This window comes from Streptococcus sp. oral taxon 431, from assembly GCF_023110115.1.
Lineage (GTDB): Bacteria > Bacillota > Bacilli > Lactobacillales > Streptococcaceae > Streptococcus.
In genome coordinates this window covers 187,471-212,585 of record NZ_JALDVP010000001.1, presented here as the reverse complement: position 1 = coordinate 212,585, position 25,115 = coordinate 187,471, and the positions used below count along the sequence as shown (strand labels likewise).

Annotated in this window: 23 protein-coding genes; 4 read left to right on the top strand and 19 right to left on the bottom strand. The window is 37.5% G+C overall.

Annotated elements, in window-relative coordinates; all coding sequences use genetic code 11:
• Position 1: 1 nt before the first annotated feature.
• Complete coding sequence (locus M1F91_RS01155; protein WP_247912277.1) at positions 2-586, bottom strand: thymidine kinase; 585 nt, start codon at positions 584-586, stop codon at positions 2-4.
• A 122-nt stretch (positions 587-708) separates the two neighbouring features.
• On the opposite strand from M1F91_RS01155, the gene M1F91_RS01150 reads away from it, so the two are divergent.
• From M1F91_RS01150 to pepT, 3 genes are all read left to right on the top strand, one after another.
• Entirely contained in the window at positions 709-891 is a 183-nt protein-coding gene (locus M1F91_RS01150) for a 4-oxalocrotonate tautomerase (protein ID WP_001117401.1), read from the top strand.
• Positions 892-1,018: 127 nt separating this feature from the next.
• Positions 1,019-2,392 (top strand): tRNA uridine-5-carboxymethylaminomethyl(34) synthesis GTPase MnmE, encoded by a 1,374-nt coding sequence (gene mnmE / locus M1F91_RS01145; protein ID WP_247912274.1) that lies wholly within the window; start codon positions 1,019-1,021, stop codon positions 2,390-2,392.
• Between the two features lie 22 nt (positions 2,393-2,414).
• A complete protein-coding gene (gene pepT / locus M1F91_RS01140) occupies positions 2,415-3,638 on the top strand; it encodes a peptidase T (RefSeq protein ID WP_247912273.1) in 1,224 nt (407 codons plus the stop codon).
• A gap of 34 nt (positions 3,639-3,672) precedes the next feature.
• Here the strand turns inward: pepT and M1F91_RS01135 are convergent, their stop codons facing one another.
• The 12 genes from M1F91_RS01135 to M1F91_RS01080 all read right to left on the bottom strand — a co-directional run bounded on the left by M1F91_RS01135 (position 3,673) and on the right by M1F91_RS01080 (position 19,169).
• Positions 3,673-6,957: a pneumococcal-type histidine triad protein gene (locus M1F91_RS01135; RefSeq protein WP_247912272.1), complete on the bottom strand. Its 3,285-nt coding sequence runs from the start codon at positions 6,955-6,957 to the stop codon at positions 3,673-3,675.
• Between the two features lie 7 nt (positions 6,958-6,964).
• Positions 6,965-7,894: a zinc ABC transporter substrate-binding protein gene (locus M1F91_RS01130; RefSeq protein ID WP_247912271.1), complete on the bottom strand. Its 930-nt coding sequence runs from the start codon at positions 7,892-7,894 to the stop codon at positions 6,965-6,967.
• Positions 7,895-8,122: 228 nt separating this feature from the next.
• On the bottom strand, positions 8,123-10,648 hold the full coding sequence (locus tag M1F91_RS01125; RefSeq protein ID WP_247912270.1) for a pneumococcal-type histidine triad protein: 2,526 nt from the start codon (positions 10,646-10,648) through the stop codon (positions 8,123-8,125).
• Between the two features lie 291 nt (positions 10,649-10,939).
• Complete coding sequence (locus M1F91_RS01120; RefSeq protein WP_247912269.1) at positions 10,940-11,899, bottom strand: hypothetical protein; 960 nt, start codon at positions 11,897-11,899, stop codon at positions 10,940-10,942.
• Positions 11,900-12,022: 123 nt separating this feature from the next.
• A complete protein-coding gene (locus M1F91_RS01115; RefSeq protein ID WP_247912268.1) occupies positions 12,023-12,934 on the bottom strand; it encodes a bifunctional riboflavin kinase/FAD synthetase in 912 nt (303 codons plus the stop codon).
• A 54-nt stretch (positions 12,935-12,988) separates the two neighbouring features.
• Positions 12,989-13,972 (bottom strand): dihydroorotate dehydrogenase, encoded by a 984-nt coding sequence (locus M1F91_RS01110; RefSeq protein WP_247912267.1) that lies wholly within the window; start codon positions 13,970-13,972, stop codon positions 12,989-12,991.
• Positions 13,935-14,735, bottom strand: coding sequence for a dihydroorotate dehydrogenase electron transfer subunit (locus M1F91_RS01105; RefSeq protein WP_247912266.1), 801 nt, complete (start codon positions 14,733-14,735; stop codon positions 13,935-13,937). Before M1F91_RS01105 ends, M1F91_RS01110 begins: the two co-directional genes overlap by 38 nt.
• A 247-nt stretch (positions 14,736-14,982) precedes the next feature.
• The gene (locus tag M1F91_RS01100) at positions 14,983-15,672 is read right to left on the bottom strand and encodes a sugar phosphate nucleotidyltransferase (RefSeq protein ID WP_247912265.1); all 690 of its coding nucleotides are present in this window, start codon (positions 15,670-15,672) and stop codon (positions 14,983-14,985) included.
• A gap of 12 nt (positions 15,673-15,684) precedes the next feature.
• A complete protein-coding gene (locus M1F91_RS01095) occupies positions 15,685-16,563 on the bottom strand; it encodes a DMT family transporter (protein WP_247912264.1) in 879 nt (292 codons plus the stop codon).
• Positions 16,553-17,422, bottom strand: a complete 870-nt coding sequence (locus tag M1F91_RS01090) for a phosphotransferase family protein (RefSeq protein WP_247912263.1) — start codon at positions 17,420-17,422, stop codon at positions 16,553-16,555. The genes M1F91_RS01095 and M1F91_RS01090 overlap by 11 nt, the downstream gene beginning before the upstream one ends.
• A 12-nt stretch (positions 17,423-17,434) precedes the next feature.
• On the bottom strand, positions 17,435-18,457 hold the full coding sequence (locus tag M1F91_RS01085; RefSeq protein WP_247912262.1) for a ribitol-5-phosphate dehydrogenase: 1,023 nt from the start codon (positions 18,455-18,457) through the stop codon (positions 17,435-17,437).
• A gap of 4 nt (positions 18,458-18,461) precedes the next feature.
• The gene (locus M1F91_RS01080; protein ID WP_247912261.1) at positions 18,462-19,169 is read right to left on the bottom strand and encodes a 2-C-methyl-D-erythritol 4-phosphate cytidylyltransferase; all 708 of its coding nucleotides are present in this window, start codon (positions 19,167-19,169) and stop codon (positions 18,462-18,464) included.
• 320 nt (positions 19,170-19,489) lie between these two features.
• Here M1F91_RS01080 and M1F91_RS01075 point away from each other — a divergent pair, with 320 nt between their 5' ends.
• The gene (locus M1F91_RS01075) at positions 19,490-19,789 is read left to right on the top strand and encodes a YbaB/EbfC family nucleoid-associated protein (RefSeq protein WP_142557396.1); all 300 of its coding nucleotides are present in this window, start codon (positions 19,490-19,492) and stop codon (positions 19,787-19,789) included.
• Positions 19,790-19,835: 46 nt separating this feature from the next.
• Here M1F91_RS01075 and M1F91_RS01070 read toward each other — a convergent pair whose 3' ends face one another.
• From M1F91_RS01070 to M1F91_RS01045, 6 genes are all read right to left on the bottom strand, one after another.
• The gene (locus tag M1F91_RS01070) at positions 19,836-21,599 is read right to left on the bottom strand and encodes a glycerophosphodiester phosphodiesterase (protein WP_247912260.1); all 1,764 of its coding nucleotides are present in this window, start codon (positions 21,597-21,599) and stop codon (positions 19,836-19,838) included.
• A gap of 8 nt (positions 21,600-21,607) precedes the next feature.
• Positions 21,608-22,198, bottom strand: coding sequence for a 3'-5' exonuclease (locus M1F91_RS01065; protein ID WP_247912259.1), 591 nt, complete (start codon positions 22,196-22,198; stop codon positions 21,608-21,610).
• A gap of 69 nt (positions 22,199-22,267) precedes the next feature.
• Positions 22,268-22,759 (bottom strand): DUF536 domain-containing protein, encoded by a 492-nt coding sequence (locus M1F91_RS01060; protein WP_004252719.1) that lies wholly within the window; start codon positions 22,757-22,759, stop codon positions 22,268-22,270.
• 194 nt (positions 22,760-22,953) lie between these two features.
• Positions 22,954-23,832 (bottom strand): tRNA pseudouridine(55) synthase TruB, encoded by an 879-nt coding sequence (gene truB, locus M1F91_RS01055; RefSeq protein WP_247912258.1) that lies wholly within the window; start codon positions 23,830-23,832, stop codon positions 22,954-22,956.
• Positions 23,833-23,835: 3 nt separating this feature from the next.
• Entirely contained in the window at positions 23,836-24,639 is an 804-nt protein-coding gene (locus M1F91_RS01050; RefSeq protein WP_247912257.1) for an alpha/beta hydrolase, read from the bottom strand.
• A gap of 31 nt (positions 24,640-24,670) precedes the next feature.
• On the bottom strand, positions 24,671-25,114 hold the full coding sequence (locus M1F91_RS01045; RefSeq protein ID WP_247912256.1) for a GNAT family N-acetyltransferase: 444 nt from the start codon (positions 25,112-25,114) through the stop codon (positions 24,671-24,673).
• Position 25,115 lies beyond the last annotated feature (1 nt).

The window sequence follows — 25,115 nt, the reverse complement described above, 5'->3', positions numbered from 1 at the left end:
CTTATTGATTCTCCTTATTGATTTCGGGGGCAAAATAATGTTTACGGCAAACAGAGATATAGGTTTCATTCCCACCTATCTGGATTTGTTCACCATCATAAACAGGCAGTCCGTCCTGCGTACGCAAGACCATGGTCGCCTTTTTCTTACAATACTGACAAATGGTTTTGATCTCATCAATTTTATCTGCTAATAACAATAGATGTTTAGATCCTTCGAACAGCTCATTGCGAAAGTCATTCTTCAAACCGAATGCCATAACAGGTATGTCTAACTCATCGACAACACGCGCTAGGTCGTAAACATGATGACGTTTCAAAAACTGGGCTTCATCGACAAGAACACAGTAGGGCTTTTCAGGTAAGTCTCGAATAAACCCAAAAATATCCGTATTATCATCGATAGCTATGGCTGGTCGCTTCATGCCAATCCGACTCGAAACATAGCCTATACCATCTCTTGTATCCAGAGCCGAAGTCATAATCACAACTCCCTTTCCTTGCTCCTCATAGTTATAGGCTACCTTGAGAATCTCGATGGTCTTTCCTGAATTCATGGTCCCATAACGATAATACAACTGTGCCATGTTTCTATTTCACGTCCATTTCTAATTTTCTGCTACATTCTAGTATATCATATTTTCCAAAAGCTTTAAATGGCAAAATGTGGTAAAATAGAAGAAATCAAAAACTAGTGGAGGAAGCTATTATGCCATTTGTACGTATCGATTTATTTGAAGGTCGCACGCTCGAGCAAAAGAAAGCCCTAGCAAAGGAAGTAACCGAAGCTGTGGTTCGTAACACTGGTGCACCACAATCTGCTGTTCATGTCATCATCAATGATATGCCTGAAGGAACTTACTTCCCACAAGGGGAAATGCGCACTAAGTAAGAGAGCTTAAGCAAAACGCTTAGGCTTTTCTTTATAAGTGGCATTCGTTGAATAAAAAACTTTATTTTGTTACAATTTTAAGAGATATTAGTAAATAAAAGGCTTCAATTTTTAAAAAGGAATTAACATGATTACACGTGAATTTGATACCATTGCAGCAATCTCCACACCTCTTGGAGAAGGAGCTATTGGTATTGTCCGCTTGAGCGGAACAGACAGTTTTGCCATTGCGCAAAAGATTTTTAAAGGCAAAGACTTGAGCAAAGTTGCTAGCCACACACTTAACTACGGCCACATTGTTGACCCTTTGACTGGTAAGGTTATGGACGAGGTCATGGTTGGGGCTATGAAGTCTCCGAAGACCTTTACTCGTGAGGATATTATCGAGATTAACACCCACGGAGGGATTGCCGTGACCAATGAAATCCTGCAATTGGCTATCCGTGAAGGGGCTCGCATGGCAGAACCTGGTGAGTTTACCAAACGTGCCTTCCTCAATGGTCGTGTGGACTTGACTCAGGCTGAAGCTGTTATGGATATCATTCGTGCTAAGACTGACAAGGCTATGAATATAGCAGTCAAACAACTTGATGGATCCCTGTCTGACCTCATTAACAATACTCGTCAGGAAATTCTCAATACCTTGGCTCAGGTTGAGGTTAATATCGATTACCCTGAGTATGACGACGTTGAAGAAGCCACTACTGCTGTTGTTCGCGAAAAAACTATGGAGTTTGAACAACTCTTGACCAATCTTCTAAAAACGGCACGCCGAGGTAAAATCCTCCGTGAAGGAATTTCAACGGCCATCATTGGTCGTCCCAACGTTGGGAAATCAAGCCTTCTCAACAACCTCCTGCGTGAAGACAAGGCCATTGTAACGGATATTGAGGGTACTACTCGAGATGTCATTGAAGAATACGTCAATATCAACGGTGTTCCTCTCAAATTGATTGATACAGCTGGTATTCGTGAAACAGATGATATCGTGGAACAGATCGGTGTTGAACGTTCCAAAAAAGCCCTCAAGGAAGCTGACTTAGTTCTACTAGTCCTAAACGCCAGCGAACCTCTAACTGCCCAAGACCGACAACTTCTTGAAATTAGTCAAGATACCAACCGTATTATTCTTCTCAACAAGACAGATTTACCAGAAGCGATTGAAACTGCTGATCTTCCAGATAATGTCATCCGTATTTCAGTCCTTAAAAATCAAAACATTGATAAGATTGAAGAACGTATCAATAACCTCTTCTTTGAAAATGCTGGCTTGGTCGAGCAAGATGCTACTTATCTATCTAACGCCCGTCATATTTCATTAATCGAAAAGGCTGTTGAAAGCTTACAAGCAGTTAACGAAGGTCTTGAACTGGGTATGCCAGTTGATTTGCTTCAAGTTGATTTGACACGCACTTGGGAAATTCTTGGGGAAATCACCGGAGATGCTGCTCCAGATGAACTTATTACACAGTTGTTTAGCCAATTCTGTTTAGGTAAATAAAAAATTATAAAAAGGAGTTATAATGAAATATCCAACATTACTAGAGCGTTTTTTGACTTATGTTAAAGTTAACACACGTTCAGACGAAAATTCAACTACTACACCAAGCACTCAGAGTCAGGTAGACTTTGCGACTAATATCCTTATCCCAGAAATGAAACGTGTCGGTTTGCAAAATGTCTATTATTTGCCAAACGGTTTTGCTATCGGTACTCTTCCAGCTAACGATCCAAGTTTAACTCGCAAGATTGGTTTTATCTCCCACATGGATACGGCTGATTTTAATGCTGAAGGTGTTAACCCGCAAGTTATTGAAAACTACGATGGGGGAGTTATCGAGCTTGGGAATTCTGGTTTCAAACTTGATCCTGCAGATTTCAAGAGCTTAGAGAAATATCATGGGCAAACATTGATTACTACTGATGGCACTACCCTTCTCGGTGCCGATGATAAATCAGGTATCGCCGAAATCATGACAGCTATCGAATACTTAACTGCTCATCCTGAGATTAAACACTGCGAAATCCGTGTCGGCTTTGGACCTGATGAAGAGATTGGTGTCGGTGCCAATAAATTTGATGCAGAAGATTTCGATGTCGACTTTGCTTATACAGTTGACGGTGGACCTCTTGGTGAATTGCAATACGAAACCTTCTCTGCTGCAGGTGCGGAACTTCACTTCCAAGGACGTAATGTCCACCCAGGAACAGCAAAAGGACAAATGGTCAATGCCCTTCAATTAGCCATTGACTTCCACAACCAACTCCCAGCTGGTGACCGCCCAGAATTTACTGAGGGCTACCAAGGTTTCTACCATCTCATGGATGTATCTGGTAGTGTTGAGGAAGCGCGTGCTAGCTATATCATTCGTGACTTCGAAAAAGAAACCTTTGAAGCGCGTAAAGCTACTATGCAAGCTATCGCTGATAAGATGAACCAAGAACTTGCTAGCAATCGTGTAACCTTGACTTTGACAGACCAGTATTACAACATGAAAGAAGTCATTGAAAAGGATATGACACCAGTAACCATTGCCAAAGCGGTTATGGAAGACCTTGGTATCACACCTATTATCGAGCCTATCCGTGGAGGAACAGATGGTTCTAAGATTTCCTTTATGGGAATTCCAACGCCGAATATCTTCGCTGGCGGTGAAAACATGCATGGTCGTTTCGAATACGTTAGCCTTCAAACCATGGAACGTGCAGTTGATACTATTATTGGAATTGTAGCTTATAAAGACTAAAAAAGACGAGGTAGCTTAGCTACTTCGTCTTTTTTTAGTCTGCGACTTTTTCTGTTGATTCAGGATTTAGTTCAGTTGTTGTTTCAGAAGTTTTCTCTGTTGTTGTCTGCACTGAGCTAGCTTCTACTTGCTTATCAGTGCCTGCTTGACCTGGTGTTTCTTGTTTTGATTCAACAGGTGTTTCTTGACTTGGTGTTGCTTTAGATCTAAGCTCTTGATTTAACAAGACTATTTCTTGGGCAACTGCTAGAAGAGCCTGCTTATCCTTACTTGCTGCTGCTAGTTTATCAAATAGAGCATCTACTTTTTCAAAGTCAGCATCTGAACCATTATTCATTTCCAAATAAGTATGGAGAGCAATGACACCGTTATAGAGTTTTTGGTAAAGAACTAAAACCTCTGGGTCTTGTTTCGAATTATCACGTTCATTTTGGATTGTTAGTGAAATACGTTTCAAAAGATCTTGGACCTGTGTATTTAATTCATCAAGGTCTGCGTCTTCTTTCTCCAAAGCTGTCTTCAGATTTTTCACTTCGTCAGAGAGTGAAGCTTTAACCCCCTCCTCATTGACTTGATGAACTAATTCTTCAGCTTTTGTTAGTAACTCTTCTACTTGCCCTTTTAAGACATGGTTACTTTGTTCCTCAGGTTTGAGATCATCATACAAACCTTTTAAGAACTCATAAACTGCAGTTTTAGCACTGTGTCCATCCACTTTTTCAGTATCTAAAATCGTTTCAGAAGGCTTACTTGTAACAGGTTCATTCTTCAGAGCTTCTTCAACTTCCAGTTTTGTTTGATAGATTTCTGGGAATAGTTTGTTCAAGTCAGTCGCCTTAAGGAAGGATTGTGATTTATAAAGTGTCCAAGTTAAGTTAGCAACTTTATTTCTAAGAGTGTCATTTAAGCGACCATCAGATAGATGTTGGTAGAAATACTTGATGTATTCTACTGTCGTAACACCAGTACGGTCATTAAAATCTTGCAGAGCTTGTAGTTTAGCTTCAACTGCATCTAAACCTGCTTCATCTTGGGCAAGTTTATTTTCTTGAAGTTGAGTCAATAAATCCTTCTTAGGAAGTCCATAAGCATCTGTATCTAAGGTATTAATCTTATCTACTAAAGCTTGATATTTCTTGTCTAAAGGACTGATTTCTGTTGGTTTGACACTTGAGTCAATGTGAATATACTGCTTATCAAACAAATCCAAAGCTGCCAAATAACCTGCAGTAGAGTTGGTTGATAGCTTCTTCATATTCTCAGAAAATTGCCCCAAAGCAAGTTCAATCTGTCTTTGAAGAATTGGTTTATCTTTATAGACTTCACGACTCTCTGCCAAGAGTTGATCAATCTTATACTGGACTGCTTTTTCATCAAAAGCACCAGGTTGGTAAGTTGACTGTAATGCAGGAATTTTGTTTTTCAAAGCGATTTCATAACCTTTGGTTTGAACCTTGATGTAGTGGTTGTGATCACCATGAGGGATAACAAAGCTACCATTTTCAACCTGCAAGCTATAAGGAGAAACACCATCACGTAGAGCAGTTGTATAGAGTTCGTTTAGGAAATCAAGCTCTGCATCACCTGTTTGAAGCGGAATACGAACGTGTTCCTTACGAACAGCGTAAGGGTGAATGTGAGTTGGGTCATAAGCCTGGTCTGGATTACCAAATACAAAGAATCCATTTGAAATTCTGATAGCCTCAAGAGGAACGCCATATGTTTTAGAAATATAAGCTATTTTTTCTTCATCGCTGGCATCTCGAGAGAAACTTTCAACCGTCTTGGCAAGAGGTTTAACAGGTTCTGTCTGCTGATGGCCATGAAGATGGTCTTGTGCAGCCTTAATCTGCTCTGCTGATAAATCTTTCTTAAAGAAATAATGGGCATGGTCTCCATGTGAAACTACAAAACCTTGTTCATCTTCACTTATCACTCGGTCAGCATCGAAACCGTGATCGTGGTCTTCACCATGGTGGTGATCATGCCCGTCTTCATCATGGTGATCATCTGATGGATTAGGTTTAACTTCGATTTTACCTTTCAAGTGTTCCTGAGCTTCTTTAATTTGTTGAGCCGTCAAATCTTTCTTGTAAAAATAATGATTGTGGTCTCCATGTGAAACTACGAAACCTTGGTCGTCCTCGCTAATCACTCTATCAATAGCAAAGCCATGATCGTGGTCTTCACCGTGTCGATGATTAGCATGATCGTGGTCATGGTCTTCTTCGTGTTGATGATCAACATCTTCGTGGCCATGGTCTTCGTTTGGTTTACTTGGAGTTTCTACAGGATTTGATGGTGTTACTAGACCTGAAAGTGGTATCAAGCGTGCAATCTTTTGCTCCAAAGCAGATAAACTACTATAAGGAATGAAATGGTAATGATTTCCATGAGGGATAGCAACTCCATTAGCCGTACGACTGGTAATTTTAGCCGGGTCAAATACCAAACCATCAGATTCTTTATAGCGTTGACTAACTGGTAAAGCGTAAAGCTGTTCTAGAAGTTTTTGAAGATTATTTTCTTCTTGTACTGGATTGCTTGTAGCTGGTTTTTCTACTTGATGACTTGGTTCAACACTTGGAATCGGTTTGTAGTCTGTTGGACTTTGTTGACTTCCTCTTCCAGCAAGGTAAGCTTGAGCGGCAGCCAATTCACTTGAAGATAGAGCACTCTTAGGAACGTAATGATAATGGCCACCATGAGGAACGATATAAGCGTCACCTGTATCTTCAATAATATCTGCAGCATTAAAGACGTAACCGTCATCAGTTGTATATCGACCTTGTGCTCTGGCAGCAATAACTTCATTACTTGTACTGCTACTATCTGATGTGTGTTCTTGTTTTTGTTTCTCGATTTGGTCTTTGGTACGAATATTATCTGCGTGACTAGCATCCTTCAGATAGACATAATATTTGCCATCCACCTTGATGATATAGCCACCTTTAATCTCACTGACAATATCTCCATCACTTAGCTGATAGTTTGGATCTTTCATGACCAATTCTTCACTAAAGATGGCATCAAAAGGCACCTTACCATTGTAGAAATGAAAATGGTCACCGTGGGAAGTCACATAGCCTTGATCTGTAATCTTAGTAACAATCTGTTCAGCTTCTATTCCTTCTTTTTGGTTAACTTGATCAGGTGTCAGATTTTCATTCTTTTTAGCATCAGACTCTTTCCCATCAACATAGGATACACGGTTATTTTCTTTGTTCTCAGGCGCTTGATGTTGATTTAAAGCGTAAGCACAGACACTCAAGGCAAGGACCACTGCAGATCCTGCTAAATATTTTTTATTAATTTTCATAAACTCCTCATTTCAATTCTTCAGCTAAAATAGCTATATTGTCTTCTAAATTTTCCAAGTAGGACTTATCATTTTGTGGGTCGGCCTCTAAAGGATTGAGTGTTTTAAGAGTCACACCTGTTGATTTGACAAGTGTATCAGCAACTTTAGACGAAGCATTGCTCTCTGTAAAGATAGTTTTGACCTTATAATTTTTTACAAATTCTTGAATTTCGGTTAACTGTCTCGGGCTTGGTTCTTGGTCTGGTGAAATACCAGCTATTCCAAGTTGATTTAATCCAAAGCGTTTAGCTAAATATGAAAAAGCTGTATGTTGAGTTACAAAATTTCTTTGATTGACTTTTTCAAAAATGGGTTGGTATTTCTTGGTCAAATTATGAGCTTTGGCACTAAAACTTTGTGCGTTTTTCTGATAAGTATCCTTGTTAGCGCTGTCTAGTTCGGATAACTTATCAGCGATAATCTGAGCTTCTTCAGCAACCTTTTCAGGATCAAGCCAAGTATGAGGATCATACAAGGTCTTCTCATCAATCCCGTCTCCAACTTTCATATCTTCTAATCCAGGCACGCGTTCCAAGGTCATACCTTCTGATGCTTCTAAGACCTTTACCTTAGACTTTTGCAGGCTTGGATCCAAACTTCCCGCCCATGATTCCAAGGTATGAGAATGATAAACGAAAACATCGGCATCATAAATGGCTGCAATGTCATTTGCAGAAGGTTCAAATGAATGGATACCTGAACTCGACTGAATCATCCGAACATCATTTAGGTCACCCGAAATTTCTTTAACCATAGCATAGACAGGGTAAAAACTAGTCACAATCTTCATTCCCTTAGTTTCATTACGATTGTCTTGACTAGCCTTTTGTCCACATGCCCCTAAAATAAGAACAAAGAAGGTAATCATGACCCATAGAATGCTTCTTTTTTTCATAACAACTCCTTAACTAGTATTTAACCATTTAATTAACTAGTAAATAGTTTATCTTTTTTTATTTGTTAAGTCAAGATTTTTTGTCGTAAAAAATAAAATTATTGTTTTAGAACTCCTTGTTTCATTTTTTAAGACAGCAAATTTCAGTTTTTTAACAAATAAAAGGACATTATTCAATCAAAAATCGAACAATATCCTTTCGAGTAGATTATAATTGATAAAAATATTTTAAGGCTTTACTTGTTTTAGTGTCTTAATGTCATACATCACTAATTCACCATTTTTATTGTAAAACTGAACACCTTCTGGCTGAAAAATTAGAAACTTAGGATCGATTTGAGCAATTTTTGATAACTTTTCTATATGTTCATTTAAAGTTACTTTATCCAATCCGTAGTCTGGTAAATCATCGTCACTTTCTTCTTTGGAGTTTTCTTTATCTTCAACCTTGTTTTCTGAAGGAATTTTATCGGTCGTACCAGTCTCATTGACGCCTATATTACTCTTCGGTTGTTCCTCAGTTTTATCTACAACAGTCTTATTTTTATCACTATTTTCAGTATTGTTTGAATCAGGTTTTAATTCTTCATTATTATTCGTAAACGTCCCATTTTGGGATTCTTTTTCTTTTATTCTTTTTACTATTAAGTCTTGTGCTTGTTTCCATTCTACTTCTGATAAGTCAGATTTAGTGATACTTCTCAATGAACCACCTCCCGCTCTTGGAATACTAAATGATTTGTCTTCCCATACAAAAGTTTCTTTTGCCAATACATCTTTCGGATCAAAAATATAACCATCTGGAGTTGCAAAACGACCTTCTGCAAGAGCTTTCTGAACTTCTTCAGCAGAATGGATAATTTGCCAATTCTGCATTCCAGCGCGTTTTTCAAGAGGAGTCACATTAGCAATAACGGAACCTGAGTCCTCGTGACCCGGCTTAGACCAAACTTCAGGACGAACCTCAGGGTGTTGCATGACATATTTAATAGTCGCAATTTGATCAGGCTCTAACCATGAGTAAGGCACAACGTGAATATGATCAATGTGTGGAATAATGAATGAACTTCCAGTATCATAAGTAGTATTCGCTGCATGCATCGGCAAACTTGAGACATCTACAGCTAATCTTGGTTTAATCCCTGTGTCTACTATATCATAACGATAATGATTTCGATCCTTAAGCATGAGTTCTTGTTCAGAAAAAGCAATTTGAGTAAGATCAAGTTCGTCTCGAGAATAGAAGTATTCTTTTCCGTTTTCTTTAAGAACATAACCAACTTTACCATCTTTGGTAACTTTACTATTCACTCTTTTTGAATTAAATTTTGGTTTATCTTCGTTATTCATTTTCTCTGAAGGAATAACACTATCATTAGCTTGACCTTTTTCCTTCATCCACTTGCTAACTTCATCTAATTCAAATTGTTCTAACTCTCCAAATCCCACATAATGGAAATGATTTCCATGTCTCGCTATAATGCCTGATTTATCAACTGAATAGATAGAATCTTTACTGAATACATATCCATCACTAGTATCGTATGGTTTGCCATCCAGCCCCTTACCATAAGCTTTAATTGAATTTCCTAAAAACATATGCTCAACTGTACTGTTTGTTGGCTTTTGGGTATTTACTGGCTTGTTGTTCCCATTATTTTGTCCTTTTACTGGAATTATCCGTGAAATCTTTTCTTCCAAAGCTGACATTTGACTATAAGGGATAAAATGATAGTGATCCCCATGTGGTACTGCTACCCCATTTGCTGTTCTTTTCGTGATTTGGGCAGGGTCAAAGAGTAAACCATCGGATTCCACATGACGTTGGCTGAGTGGCAAGGCGTAAAGTTGTTTTAAAAGACTAGATACATCTTCACTTGAACTTGCTTGATAACTATTATCCACTTGTGGGCTAACACTTGGGGTCCATCTTCTAGTATTTGCCTCAACATTGCTTTGATTCGTTTGTCTATATGTACTACTATTCGAAGCATCTGATGAGCTGCTAGAAGAATTTGTTGACGGTCGATACCCAACTGAGCTTGTTTGACCACCTTTAGCGGATAAGAAGGCCTGAGCAGCAGCTAGTTCGCTAGCTGATAAATCACTTTTGGGAATATAATGAAAGTGATTGCCATGTGGAACGATGTAAGCATCACCCGTGTCCTCAATAATATCACTAGCATTAAAAATATAACCATCATCCGTCGTATAACGTCCCTGAGTTCTTGCTACAGCGACTTCATTACTAACCTTTACTCCCCCACCATGTCCATGTTCCTGCTTCTGACGATTAATCTCATCCTTACTACGAATATTTTCGGAATGTGAAGCATCTTTGAGGTATACATAATAGCGACCATCAACCTTAATGACATAGCCACCCTTGACTTCGTTGACAATATCCTCATTTCGAAGTTGATAATTCGAATCTTTCATCAAGAGTTCTTCACTAATAATAGCGTCATAAGGAACCTTACCATTAAAGTAATGATAATGGTCTCCATGTGAAGTTACGTAGCCTTGATCGGTAATCTTAATGACTATCTGTTCCGCATTGATTCCTTCTCGCTGACTAACTTCATCTGGCGTCAAATTTTCGGTCTTAGTACTAGCCTGATTCCCATCTATGTAAGCCACACGATTAGACACTTTGTCAGTCTGCCTTGATTGATAACGACCCAATTCATAACTTGAAAGACTTATTACCATAAGAGCTACGGAACCAAGAACATATTTTTTATTGATTTTCATCTAAACACACTTTCTATTTTTACTACTAAATATAAGATTTAGGCAACACTATAAGTTCTGTGTCATTAACCAGTTAAGTTTATAAATAGAAATATTTATAAAAACAATTTAAATGTTCTAATCCTTTTTATAGGTTTCTAGTATTGTTTAGTTAGATATATTGGATTCATAAACTTAACCATTTAATTAACCAGTAAATATTCTACTCCTTAACATTTAAGATGTCAAGTTATAAATTCACTTTTTTCCAAAATTTTACCCAAAAGGAAAAGCACCCAAAAAGATGCTTTCTTATAAACTACCAATGTTGATCTCAGGAAATTTTTTTGGAAGAAGATTCCAGAAATCTTCTAATTGTTCTTCTACTCTATTAGTATTTCGAATAGTTAAGCTATACTTCTTAGAACTATCTTTTCGAGTATATACAAACTGATAAACTTTTGTAAAACGACTATAACTTGTACGTACTAAATAGATCCTCCACACATCTCTAAGATCTAGAGCTTGGGTCCCTTTGTAATAAGTAATGAGATGGTTTCTATACAAAATAACTTTCAAGTCCTGGTTATAAAAATCAGCTTGAGTATCAAGGAGCTCAAGATTTCCTTCTAATTCAGGGTACAGACGATAGAGCTCTTTGAATGAAGCAACTGTTTTCTTTCGTATGATAAAGGCTCCGATTAAAGTCATTAGTCCCATGCCGGAAAAAATCACAATACCAAAAATATAGCTCAGGCTGTCTCGTGAATATTCACTGAGACTGAGATAAATTCTTGTATTCATATTACGAGCGACAACCGATTTAGCAGGAAGAATAGAGCTAATAAATTCATCAAGATTGATAATCTTAGTGTTCTTAGAAGTATTGACAAAATTGGTATCAGTAAGGGGTTCTAACTGTATACCTGTGAGAGTTGCAGGATTATCAGCAAGACTGTCAGCGTTCTCAAGAAGTTCATTAATTGACTCATCTTTCACTTTTGACTCAACTACAGCAAACTTCCCTTCACCTTCCTTGCTATATTGCACAATATAAATAACAGTTCCACCATCAACTTCACCAACAGGTTCAGGATAGATACCGTAGACTGACATAGTAACTTCTTTTCCAGTATCAGTCGTATCTGCAAACCTCTCTGTAGGTTTCTTGTGCATTTGACCTAAGAATCCTGAAATTGTAGCAATCGCAAAGAATACTAGCGAAAGTATCAGTACAGAAATAAAACCTTTATTTCTTTTTTCTTTAAACATCATAATCTCCCTTAATCACTTATTAGAATTATACCAGACTTAAGTTTATATCTCATCTCTAATCCTTGTTTTTCTAAGATTTTAACAAAATAAAAAGCTCGAATTTTCATTCGAACTTCATTTTTATTTTCTTGCAGCTTTTTCATCTTCTTCAAGCTGTTTTACCAGTTGTTCAATGCCGTCAAATTTCACCATATCTCGGATACGATCTAACCAATAGACGGTCACTGTTTCACCATAAATATCTTCATCAAAATCAAAGATATTCACTTCAAAACGCTCTTCTTCTCCATCAAAAGTAACGTTCTTCCCGACACTGGCCATTCCTCGATAGAGTTTTCTCTTGATTTCGATATCAACGGCATAGACACCATCTGCCGGCATATAGGTACGATCTAAGAGCACGAGATTGGCAGTTGGATAACCGATTGTTCGACCACGAGCATTGCCGTGTACGACTATTCCTCTTGTAGGAAGTGGACTTCCTAGTAACTGACCAGCTTCTTTCACATTCCCTTCAAGGATAGCTTGACGAATACGAGTAGAGCTAATCTTTCCTTTTTCATCTTCTACAGGAGGTACTACAACTACTTCTCCATCAAAAATTTCTTTTAAATCTTCAGCTGATTTTCTATCAGCACCTAAACTATAGTCAAATCCAACCACAATGGTATCTGCTTTGACTTCTTTGACAAAGGTATCTACAAACTCTTGAGCGGTCATATTAGCGATACGACTTGAAAAGTCCATTAAATAAAGATTTTCAACACCAGCTCGTTTAAACTTACGTTCACGTTCTTCTGCATTCAGGATATGAAGTAAATTTTCTGGTGAATAGGGTTTTAAGGTTAATTTTGGTGATTCATGAAAGGTAATTAAAGCAACGCTTAATCTCTTCTTAGCAGCAATTTCACCAGCAATGCTAAATAATTTTTGATGTCCTAGATGAATACCATCAAAATATCCTAAAACGAGGACTGTTGGACCTGGTGTTGCAATGTCTTTTTCAGTTTTTATAGGTATTGTTACAATCATAGTCATATTATACCAGAAAGAAGAAGGCATTCAAAATATTACGAATTTAAAAAACTATAAGCTACTTTTTACTTCTTTTCTCAATTGCTCCAGAGTTTCGATATTATATTTGTCCATGACTTTTGGTAGGTTATCAATGATATCAGGACAGGCATAAGGATTGGTAAAGTTTGCTGTACCGACTCCTATTGCTGACGCACCAGCTAAGTACATTTCTATTGCAGCTTCAGCCGAATCAACTCCTCCCATACCAATGATTGGAAGATTAGTTGTTTGAGCTACTTGACGGATTAGTTTCAGAGCTACCGGAAAGACTGCAGGCCCAGACATTCCACCAGTACCATTGGCAATGATTGGTTTTCTAGTTTTGAGATCAAAGCGCATACCAACAAGGGTATTGATCATAGTGAGACCACTAGCACCTGCGTCCTCTACTGCTTTTGCGATAGTCACGATATCAGTTACACTTGGTGTCAATTTAACGTAAACTGGCACATCTGATGCCCCTACGGCTGCTTTTACCACATCATAAGCTAAATCTGGGTCTTGCCCAATTAAAAGGCCGTGATTCCCATGATCGACGTTTGGACAAGAAATATTGAGCTCAATGGCTTTCACGTTAGGTGCCTTGGAAATACCACTAGAAACTGCTGCGTATTCTTGCTTTGAGAATCCAGCAACATTGGCGATTATAGGGAGATTAGGATACTCTCTTTGCAACCAAGGTAATTTTTCGGAGAGAACGGCATCTAGTCCTGGATTTTGTAGACCAATAGCATTCAGCATACCAGCAGGTGTTTCTGCCACTCGTGGAGTACGATTACCAAAACGTGGTTCAAGTGTAGTAGCCTTAATCATGATAGAGCCCAAGAGGTCCAAATCATAGTATTTGGCATACTCTTGTCCAAAACCAAAACAGCCTGAAGCAGGAATGATAGGATTCTTTAGTTCTAAGCCTGGTAGAGAGACTTGTAATCGATTTGTAGTCATGACACTCTCCTTATAAAACAACAGTTCCTGTTTTAAATACAGGCCCATCTTCACACACACGTTGACTAACTGTATCACTATCTGGTACTTTCAATACGCAAGCGTAGCAAGCCCCCATGCCACAGGCCATACGGGATTCTAGGGATAGGTAAGCTCTTGGATGGTCGTAAAATGTTTGATTAATGTATTTCATCATACCAGGCGCACCGCATGAGTAGATGGCATCAAATTCTGTGTCAAATTCATTAATCACTACCGATACATTTCCTTTAATACCATAAGATCCATCATCAGTCGTTACAAAGACCTGACTAAATTTGGATAATTCATCTTCCAAAATAACAGCATCTTTAGTAGCAAATCCTAAAACAGTTGTTATTTCAACACCACGCTCATTCAGTTGTTTAGCTACTTCGAGTAAGGGCGGCACTCCTATTCCACCACCAACTATAAGAACACGATTCTTCTTGTCTAGATCAGATAAATCAAAGCCATTTCCTTGAGGTCCCATAACATCTATGCTATCACCTGTTTTTAAGCTTGAAAAAATTGCTGTCCCTGCTCCTTCAACTCGATAGATAAGTTTGCATTGCTTAGTCATCTTATCAATTGATGAAATCGAAATTGGACGACGTAAGAGATGGGCATCATCAGGTACACGTAAATGAAGAAATTGTCCAGCTTTCATAGCTTCAACCATGTCTCCTTCAAGTACTAGCTCAAAGATTGCTGGTGCGATTTCCTCTTGAACAATCACTTTCATATTTTCCAAGCGAATAGCACCCATGCGTTTTCTACAATTTGGATTCATAACTTTTCCTCCTTAAATTTTAAGGGGATCAGATAAAGAAAAACCTTGCTATTGCAAGGTTTCAGTTAAGATATTTACACAAAAGTAGCAAATAAGCCTTGCTTACTTGTTTCCATTGTAGCTTCTTTTCTCTGACACCTTGTGAGTCTCTCTGGACTTCCCTTAAAGGTTAAATTTTCACTAGTATACTGTATCAAACATGAAAAGTCAAGTAAAAATAGGTAAGGTATCAGTTCATAAAAGTTGCTTATTTTTGCGAAGAAAGAATTTTTTCTAGTTTTTGATAATCTTTAACACTGTCAATTTCATAGATAGAATTTTCTTCTAACTCCTCTACGTAAACATCTAGTTCTTTGATATTATCTTTAACCATGTTATCCCAGTAGAGGTCAACAAACTCGCCACTCTCATAAGCTTGATTAATAAATCCTACAATCTTCTCAGCTGTTGGAGCGTCCCAGAATGAAACACCGCTCAAGATGCGTCCGTTTTTACTATCAACAATGATATCTTGAACTTTGAAGTCATCCCCATAAACTAGGAACCACTCATTATCACAGTCTTCGCGATAAACACTAAAGTAAGTTGAACGTTCAATATCATTGCGGAACATATTCTTGAAAAGATAGTTATCCGCATCGATAACGTAGCTATTAGCCAACTCTTCTTTTACCAAGTAAAGAGAGTAAAAGTTGTTGTAATCAGCATACTTATCATTGAAGACCAAACGCACACCGTATTTCTCTTTGAGATAGTCGAACTGTTCTTTCAAATAACCTACGACGATGATAATGTCATCAATTCCTCGTTCTTTTAAATATTCAATTTGATATTCAACCAAAGGTTTTTGATTGACTTTAACCAAGGCTTTGGGAGTATTTTCTGTCATAGGACGTAAACGAGTTCCCAATCCCGCTGCTAAGATGATCGCTTTCACGCGTTTTCTCCTTTATTCTTTAATGATAATATAAACACCTGCCATTACAACAAATGAAGTTATAATGGTCAAGACAGTCAGAGGTGTCCCCAAGAACATCGCTGCAAACAGGACAGTCCAAACTACATAACTGACATTTAAACCAGTTGCTTTTGCTGGTTGCAATCGATTGATAGCCATATAGTAGGCAAGATAAGAAATCATATTAAATGCCGCAAAGATAATCAAAAGTCCCAATAATTGTCCATTTGCCACTTCTGCAAATGAATGATGCGAGAAGAGAACAATGACAAGGTAGGACAAAAAAGATGTGACTTGTCGTATCAAGAGTGCTTCGAGTTCACTGAGTTCACTTTCCATAGCAAATGAGCTCAGAACACTTTCACTTCCCCAAGCAAGGGCACAGATCAAGGCACAGAGGATACCAATATAGAATGAATTGACCTGTTCAACCTTGTAGGTCTGAGCAATAATTCCTGCAATGATTAATAAAATTCCAAATACCGTATTCTTCGAAACCTTATGCTTTAAGAAAAAGAAAGCAAGAATGACAGATACTGCCGGATAAATAGCTGAGACTGACGAAGCTAATGAACTTCCAATATACTTAACCGCATAGAGATTGGCCTGCATACCAATCGGACCGGCTAGTAAAGCTCCGATGATAACACTGACATTTCGAATGTTCAAGAAGATTGAAAAACGAACTCTGCCTTCCTTAACTAGAAGATATCCTAGCAAGATAAAAATACTTAGGAAATCGTGTGCTGCTGCTACTACAAAGGGCGATAAATCCGTGAATATTGAAAAGATATAAGCACTAATAGTTAATCCTAATCCCCAGAACACACCTGATAGTAGCCCAAAAGAAACTCCATTTTTAGTTTTCATTTAAATCTCCTTCAGACTCTAATTCTTTTACTGCTCTATTGTAACGAGAGATTCCATAATCTCCAAAATCTGCACCATTTTCTTCTTTGTAAATAGTCCAAAGACTCCAAATGATATCTTGTAAGATTTTGTAAATACGAATTTTCTCCCTTGAAACTGGAGTCTTGTCACTCTCGTAATGACTTAAAAAGTCTTCTTCTTCTGCACTTGTAAATTCAGATTCTAGGAAGAGGGCTGCCAAATCCCACATAGAATCATTCATAGATGAATATTCCCAATCAATTAGATAAAGATGTCCGTCTGGACCTTCAATAAAGTTTTCTGGAACCAAATCAATATGACATGATTTCTTATCAACTCCAATTTGTTCAAGCTCTTCTTTCAGAGAAAATACAGACTTTCTGACAGCTTCATAATTAGGATAAGAAATCTCCCCTTGAATCAAGGATTCATATTTTTTGATTTCCTCAAAAGGAGCAAACTCTCCTTTTAATTCTTTACCCGAAGCATGAATCGTTTGTAAAATTGGAGCTATCTTCTCAAATTTAGTTTTAATGGTAGTTGAATCAAGTGTCTCAGCATTTTCAATGTATTGATTGACCTTGATACCTGCTTCGATATCAAAAAGATAATTCTCTACATCTAATTTCAAATCTTTCAACAACTCAAGATTGTACTTTTCATTCTGGCGGTCGATTAATTTATCCGTACCTTTACCGAAAAACTTAACGATGTACTGGTTTGAGGTTGTCTTAACCAAATAGTTTTGATTGGTCATCCCCCCCAATTGTTCAACGCTCTGAATTTCTTCGTCAGCTGACAATAAGGAAGCAATCTTTGCTTTAACGATTTCCTTCACAATCATCCTCCATTAGACTTCCCACTTAAATACTGTCTTGAAGGCAGTATTAAGGTCTGTTGCAAAAACTCGATGAATATCCTTAATCTCTCTTACTGGTTCTTCTAGATAAATGATATTCTTCAAACGATTGGCAAACTTTTTAATCTCCAACATTTGGATGGCATTTTCAAAGTCAACTCTTCCAGAACGAGAAGATCCAACTAATAACAAGCCTTTTTCCAATGAATCACGAGTATTGATATTAACTTTATACTCACTAACACCCATCATCAAAATGGTACCTTGTGGTTTAATGTAGCGAATCAAGTCATTGATAGCAGGTCCACTACCGTCACCACCACAGCATTCGAAACCATGGTCAAAACTAAGATCCTCTGGAATATTATCAGTAATGTATAGCTCTTTAGCAAACGAAAAGAGTTCTAATTTCTCCCAGTGACGTCCGATAACAATAATCTCAGCTTCAGGCAAGGTGTAGTTGATAATATTGGCCATGACAAAAGCTAAACTTCCATCACCAATGACAGCGATGCGTTGACGTCTGCTGTGAGATACCGTCATGAAACGATTCATAGCATGCATGCCAACACTGACAAACTCTGTAATGGCAGCAACTGTGTCTTCGATATCTTCGTAAGCTACCACACGATCCTTAGGTAGAGAAACGAATTCTCGCATAAACCCATCATAACCACTTGATAAGAAATATGTTCCAGTCATGTAATTTTCGTAGAATTCCTCATCACTTTGCATAGGTGGTTGATTTGGAATCATAACAACCTTCTGACCAACTTTGTAAGTACCTGTTGGATCAGAAATGACTGTACCACAAGACTCGTGAATCATAGCCATTGGTAGTTTTTTCGCTAAAATTTTTGGATCGCGTTTACCTTGGTAGTAACGTTGATCTGCGTGACAAACCGCCATGTAATTTGGTCGGATGAGGATATGATTCTCTTGATCAATTTCTTCTTCCTGATATTTAATATTGATAAACTTTGGTTTTGTCAGTTGATAAATTTGATTAATCATGTCTTTAGTCTTTCTCAATCATGCTTTTAGCAATCTTCAAGTCTGTAACTGTCGTAATTTTAAGGTTTGAATATTCACCTTTTGCTAAGGCTACATCTTTACCCTTAATGACAAAGATTTTACATGCATCTGTTAAAATTTCTTTTTCTTCTGCTGATAAAGAACCATACAAATCAATAAAGTCTTTACAACGGAAGGTTTGTGGAGTCTGTCCTTGGTATAGATGAGCGCGATTTGGAATATCTGTGATAAACTGACCGTTTGTACTTTCAACAATGGTATCTACGGCTTCAACTACTGTGTCAACAGCATCATGATTTTGCGCGAGAGCAATGTTATCTTGAATCATTCGAAGTGTGATAAAAGGACGAACTGAGTCATGTGTGACCACGATATCATCTTCAGTGATTGGACGATAAGTATCGATAGCTTCAATAATTTTTTCAATACTAGAATTACGGTCCGCCCCACCTTTTGTGATGATGATACGGTCCTTGTGGAGTGGAAGGAATTTTTCAACTAAATCTTCTGCGTGTGTCACCCAGTCTCCGTGAACTCCAACCACAATCTTTTCGATACTTGGCTCTAAGACAAATTTTTCAATTGTATGAATTAAGATTGGGCGATCTCCCAACTCAAGAAATTGTTTGGGTAGGTTACTAATACCCATGCGCGTGCCGGTTCCACCTGCTAAAATTCCAGCGTAAATCATTTTGATACTCCTTTGGTTTGTTTTAAAAACTCATTCTTTACTATTATATCATAATCTAGCATTATCTTGAAATAAATACTAGTTCTCTCCATTTAGAAACTGATGGCGAGAGCACTTTAGGCTTTGAACATAAAAAAATTTAATCCTTGCATTTTTATTTCTCGATTAAAATAGAGTTCTTCAGAATAATATAGAAAGCTTAAAGAAACCTTAAATTAATGGTTGATATGAATAGAGATCCTGAAATTTTAATTAGACTTTTCCAATTAAAATTGTTAAAATAAAATGGAAAATAAAAGAAAAGGAAGCTAACTACCGCCATGATGAATATGCAAAACATGATGCGTCAAGCTCAAAAACTTCAAAAACAAATGGAACAAAGCCAAGCAGAATTGGCTGCCACAGAATTTGTTGGGACTTCTGCTCAAAACCTTGTAACTGCTACCTTAACAGGTGATAAAAAAGTCGTAAAAATTGATTTTGATCCTGCAGTTGTGGATGCTGAAGATATTGAAACACTTTCAGATATGACTGTTCAAGCGCTCAATGCTGCTCTTGAACAAATTGATGAAACTACTAAAAAGAAACTTGGAGCATTTGCTGGTAAGTTACCATTTTAATTATATTCTCAAAAAGAGGCTGGTTTACAGCCTCTTTTAATTTATGTTAATAAGCAAAGAACTCAGTTGCTTTATTTAGCAATAAGTCACTATATTCAGGGTCTTCCTGAGCCGTTACTAGTTCTTCTTTTATTCTTTCCAAGTCATCCGTAATCATTCCGTCAACTCCTAGGTGAAAAGACTTATTAAATGATTCCGAACTATTGATTGTCCATACATAGAGTTTTTGCTCAGTATTCCATAGTTTCGTCACAAAGTATTCATCTAAAGTAGAATACTCCATTGTGTAGCCTGTAGCAACCGTTCTAGGAAATACAGAATTATAGGGAAGAATAAAGTATACAGGAATATCTGTGTCATACTCTCTCACTTTTTCAATAACTTTATAATCCAAGGATTGCATTTGATGACCATAAACCTTAATTTTTGCACCGTATTTTTCAAGAAAATGTTCCATCATCTGCGGGCTATCTTTGTGGCTGGTCTTAATCTCAATGAGAAGTTTCTGATGTAATTCATTTGCACGAGTCAGATAATCATCGAAACTTGAAATCTTTGTCTCATAACCATTCTCATGAATGTCAATCTGCTTTAACTCTTCTAAAGTAAAATCCTGTGGTGTTTTATTAATACCAGCTAAGCCTTTAAGATTAGCATCGTGCATCATAACAAATTGACCATCTTTAGTCTCCTGAATATCCATCTCGATTAAATCTGGTTTTAACTGCGCTGTCTTTTCTAAGGATTCTACTGTATTTTGGACACCATTTCCATTCGATACACCACGGTGTGAAATCACAAGCGGTGGATTGACTACAGGAGCTTCCAGATAATTATAGCCTTCAATCGCAAAGAAAATACTTGCACAAACCATGACCCCCCATCTCATGATATGGTCCTTCTCTCGCCTTGGCATAATGTCAAGTTCTTCTCCCGTTAAGAAGGACGTAAATTTCACAAGGAAATAGGTCAGTGCCATATAGTGGAAATTCTTGATAAGAACGAAGTTGCAAATAGCAAGGAGTAGAGATTCTCTCTGAGTAAGGCTATCCACTATATACTGAATTGACAGTAAAGGGATGAGAGGAAGATAGAAGAATAGATTGGTTTTTACAATAATTAAGAATAAATGCCAAGCATAAAACCAAAAGAAATTCTTAGTTTTATCCAAACTATAAATGATCGCTTCCTTGACCGTCATCTTTTCATAAAAGACCTTAGGTAGAGTGAACATCAAGCGAACAGAAACATAGAAGAATAAGAGTGATAAGATAATAATGGCTACCCACCACATCCAGTACTTATCTTCCATGTAGGTTTGAATAAACTCTGGTATAACGATTTTATTGAAATAATAAATCTTAAATATCTTCCTGATAAAAGGAAATAGCATTGCTACAAATAAAAAGATAAACAAAGCTTTTGAAATAGTCATCTTCTTCATAAAAGCAAGGCTTTCACGAAATACTTTTCGACTATATTCTATAAGAGTCCTTTTTTCGTGATATAGGAGGTGGCGAGCTCCAATAAAGAGAATACTAAGTTGAAAATAGGCTACCAGTAAATTGATGGCTATTAAGATTACGAAGCCAAGACTGACTATGGGTGCGTTTTTTATAATCTCAAAAATATTGTTGTAGGAAATAAACAAATATCCAGTCTGACTTAGTAAAAATCCAGCTATCACTGAGTTTAGTGGCAACCAGATATAGTCGACCAACATAAAGATTAGAAAGAATAGAAAGAGGATTTTATCTAGATTAAGGTAAATCTTTTTAAAACCCAATTTTTTCGGTTTTTCAGGTTTCATAAAAACTCCTAATCAAAAAGTTGTGATAAATCTAAGGCACCAAATGGATTCGAATTGAGACTAGTCTGAGAATTGAGTAACAGTCTACTCTCATCTGACTCCAGAAAAGCTTCATACACTCGAGCAGTCATACGAGCATCCTCTAGACTATTATGAGATTGCCCTTTAAAACCCAGAAAATTAGCCACAGTTTGTAATTTTAGATTAGCAATTCCATGAAGATCAGAACTACGTCTCTCCAGTGCTTCATTATAGACATCAACTTGATATTGATGTCTATAGTCAAATCCATTCTCTAGTAGAATTGGTAAATCACTTTTTGCTGCATTATAACCAATTAGAGGCAAGTTACCAACAAAATCTTGAAATTTTTGCAGGACTTCTTCTACCTTTGGTGCGCCTTTCAATGTCTCTGAAGTAATCCCCGTCAAACCATTAATAAAACTCTTCAAAGGAACATCAGTGTAGACATAAGAGTCAAATACTCCTACTTCTTCACCTTCTTTAAAATGCACTGCTGATACTTGAATCAAATGAGTCTTATCCTGGTGTTTATTGAATTCTAAATCAAATGAGATATATTCTCGTAATGTTTCCATTTTATCAATCCTTATTGATTTGTAAAAAGAAACCACCTGGTCTAGTCCTAGAAACCAAGCAGTTTTTTCTTATTTGCCAAATAAGCGAGCAAAGAAGCCTTTCTTCGATGCTTGAACTTCTTGCTTAGCTTGATCCAACTCCAACTGAAGTGTTTCTTGATCCTTCATAGCTTGAAGAGTTAACTGTTGTTGTTGGTCCAATTGCTTATCTTTTTCAGCGATTTGGCGGTCTTTGACACGCATCTGTTCATCTTTTTCAGCCAGTTGCTTATCTTTAGCTTTCAATTGCTCATAAAGACGAATAATTTCAGCGTTCTTTTCATCAACAAGAATTTCCATGAGTTCTCGTTGCTTAACTTCATCACTAACCGGTTCATCTTCAAAGATAGTCTTTTTGTAGATTTCTTCAAGTTTGATCAATCCACTGCGAGTAACAACAGTAACACCCTTGTCGTTTTTTGTAATGTCTTCTTCTGGTAATTCTTTGACACGATTATTGATTGCTTGTCGGGATAGTCCCAAGACCTCAGCAATCTCACTGACAGTCATTTCAATACTCATAATATCCTCTATTTTTCTCTAGCTTTTCTTAAATTAAATCTTATCATAAGTAAGCAAAACTGTCAAATAACACTGTATTTTCAATGGTTTTTTAAGACATAAAATGTAAAAACTATTTATCGGCTAATATTTTAAAAAGATGAGAATATCTCATCTTTAGACTAGTAGATAAAAATCGTTTATTCAGTATAATTTTAAGAGAAAACCTTTCTTGGTTTGTAGAGATGATCACGTTTCTCCATAATAGCAAGTAACTTCTCACCTTCGAAAGCGGCAACTTCCTTCTCGCTACACTCTAACTCAATAAAACGACCATAACGGACTTCATCTGCCTGTTCAGGAGTCAAGTTTACTTTTACTAAATCCCCTGTACCAATCTCAAGCGGATGGAGAAAGTCTAATTCACCAGCCTCTACTTTTTCTGCAATCTCTTCTAAGGTCAAGGAATCTTCTAATTGTAAACCAGCCGCACTAGTCCGTGTAAGATGAGACATGTGAGCTGCATAACCAAGCTTCTCTCCCAAGTCAACCGATAAGGTACGGATATAGGTTCCCTTGCTACATTTTACACGGAAGGTAAAACGAGCAAGTTTATCCTCGTAGCAAATGGGACTGGTTCTTTCAAAACTATAAATGGTCACCTGACGTTCTGGACGATCAACTTCCTGACCAGCACGCGCATACTCATAGAGCTTGCGACCATTGACCTTGACAGCCGAGAACATTGGTGGAATCTGAGTAATCGGCCCTGTCAGACTGGCAATGGCTTCATCGACAAGCTTTTCATCCAGTGGCGACAAAACAGGAGTCTCTGCGACAACTTCCCCACTAGCATCCTCGGTCGTTGTAGAATATCCCAGAGTGATTTCCCCCTCGTAGACCTTACCCTCATCCTGCATGAACTCTACCATACGAGTCGCCTTACCAACCGCAATAGGTAAAACACCCACAACATCCGGATCCAAGGTCCCACCATGACCGATTTTTTTAGTTCCTAAAATCTTACGCAGCTTAAAAACCGCATCATGCGAGGTCATCCCTGCTTCTTTTTTTAAGTTGATAATACCGTTCATTTATTAACTTTCTAAAAATACTAAAACTCTTTTTTGGAAATCCTTATTCTGTTCATAGAGTGCATGCCCATACTCTGGCAAAATGGTGAGCTGGCTATCTTTGATATGCTGATGCAATCCAAGCGAACCATCTACGCCAAGAACATCATCTTTTTCTGCTCCAATGATTAACGTAGGACAGTTGATTTTTTCCAAAAAATCTAGACTATCATGTTTCAAACAAGATACAGACTGAATATCAATACGTTGTTTATCTTTAATACGACCAAAGATTCCCATTATTCGATAAAGATATTTGATTTTTCTGGAGGATTTAGTTGTGTAAGAGTGACTAGCAATATCCAACATTAGTTCCTTATAGCTATCTGTCTGATTCAACTCAAGCCAGTGAGTAATTCGCTCCCTACCAAAACTATTCAGTTTCGCAGTTGTAACAGTCAAAATCAATCTTTCAACTTTTTTTGGAAAATCTACAGCTAGCCATTGGGCAATCATTCCACCTTGTGAAATCCCCATGACGGCAGAACTTTTTAATTTCAATAAATCCATAGCTTGTGCTACATCGGCTGCCATATTTCGTGTTGTATAGTTTTCTCGTAACTCATTAATGCGACTTAAAACATAAACTTTATAAACCTTGGCAAATTCTCGGTAAGTTAAAGCTAGCATTTGAGCCATGCCCTTGACTGTCTGCACTCCATCCCCCAAACCTGGTATGATGACTAATGGTTGCTTTCCTTTACCAAAGGTCACATAATCCATGCTCTTATCATTAAAATATAAGGTTTTCCCTTTTGTTGAAGACATTACTTCGTTCCCTCTACTATTTTTTCATGATCTATTCATGTTGACTTTTTAAATGCAGAGCAAAGCCAGCAGTCACTTTTTCAAATCCAACCGCCTGATAAAACTGATGTGCAGCATTTCGTTCAGCAGTTAATCCACTATTTAGAGCCAGCGCATTAACTCCTTCTTTTACCGCTTGTTTTTTCAATTCATCGATTAGCCTACTAGCAATTCCTTGTCGTCTTGTTTCTTTTGCAACTGACAAAGCTAAAATACGATAGTAAGATCCATCTGCTTCAAAAAAGAAGAGCTTTGCATAACCTAAGAAACCTAAAATTTCTCCGTTTCTTTCAGCTAGAAGACAGCCATAATGTGGTTGAGAAAGAATCTTTTCTAAACGTCGAGACAGCCTAGAAGCGGTCGTTGGATAGCCCAAGTCATCGTATAAAGACAGTAGAGCTTCAGCATCTTTCATGGTTACTTTTCGTATCTGCATA

Coding starts and splice junctions, on each gene's coding strand:
- M1F91_RS01155 (WP_247912277.1), bottom strand. CDS start 586: ATGGCACAGTTGTATTATCGTTATGGGACCATGAATTCAGGAAAGACC.
- M1F91_RS01150 (WP_001117401.1), top strand. CDS start 709: ATGCCATTTGTACGTATCGATTTATTTGAAGGTCGCACGCTCGAGCAA.
- mnmE (WP_247912274.1), top strand. CDS start 1,019: ATGATTACACGTGAATTTGATACCATTGCAGCAATCTCCACACCTCTT.
- pepT (WP_247912273.1), top strand. CDS start 2,415: ATGAAATATCCAACATTACTAGAGCGTTTTTTGACTTATGTTAAAGTT.
- M1F91_RS01135 (WP_247912272.1), bottom strand. CDS start 6,957: ATGAAAATTAATAAAAAATATTTAGCAGGATCTGCAGTGGTCCTTGCC.
- M1F91_RS01130 (WP_247912271.1), bottom strand. CDS start 7,894: ATGAAAAAAAGAAGCATTCTATGGGTCATGATTACCTTCTTTGTTCTT.
- M1F91_RS01125 (WP_247912270.1), bottom strand. CDS start 10,648: ATGAAAATCAATAAAAAATATGTTCTTGGTTCCGTAGCTCTTATGGTA.
- M1F91_RS01120 (WP_247912269.1), bottom strand. CDS start 11,899: ATGTTTAAAGAAAAAAGAAATAAAGGTTTTATTTCTGTACTGATACTT.
- M1F91_RS01115 (WP_247912268.1), bottom strand. CDS start 12,934: ATGATTGTAACAATACCTATAAAAACTGAAAAAGACATTGCAACACCA.
- M1F91_RS01110 (WP_247912267.1), bottom strand. CDS start 13,972: ATGGGCCTGTATTTAAAACAGGAACTGTTGTTTTATAAGGAGAGTGTC.
- M1F91_RS01105 (WP_247912266.1), bottom strand. CDS start 14,735: ATGAATCCAAATTGTAGAAAACGCATGGGTGCTATTCGCTTGGAAAAT.
- M1F91_RS01095 (WP_247912264.1), bottom strand. CDS start 16,563: ATGAAAACTAAAAATGGAGTTTCTTTTGGGCTACTATCAGGTGTGTTC.
- M1F91_RS01085 (WP_247912262.1), bottom strand. CDS start 18,457: ATGATTAATCAAATTTATCAACTGACAAAACCAAAGTTTATCAATATT.
- M1F91_RS01080 (WP_247912261.1), bottom strand. CDS start 19,169: ATGATTTACGCTGGAATTTTAGCAGGTGGAACCGGCACGCGCATGGGT.
- M1F91_RS01075 (WP_142557396.1), top strand. CDS start 19,490: ATGATGAATATGCAAAACATGATGCGTCAAGCTCAAAAACTTCAAAAA.
- M1F91_RS01070 (WP_247912260.1), bottom strand. CDS start 21,599: ATGAAACCTGAAAAACCGAAAAAATTGGGTTTTAAAAAGATTTACCTT.
- M1F91_RS01065 (WP_247912259.1), bottom strand. CDS start 22,198: ATGGAAACATTACGAGAATATATCTCATTTGATTTAGAATTCAATAAA.
- M1F91_RS01060 (WP_004252719.1), bottom strand. CDS start 22,759: ATGAGTATTGAAATGACTGTCAGTGAGATTGCTGAGGTCTTGGGACTA.
- truB (WP_247912258.1), bottom strand. CDS start 23,832: ATGAACGGTATTATCAACTTAAAAAAAGAAGCAGGGATGACCTCGCAT.
- M1F91_RS01050 (WP_247912257.1), bottom strand. CDS start 24,639: ATGTCTTCAACAAAAGGGAAAACCTTATATTTTAATGATAAGAGCATG.
- M1F91_RS01045 (WP_247912256.1), bottom strand. CDS start 25,114: ATGCAGATACGAAAAGTAACCATGAAAGATGCTGAAGCTCTACTGTCT.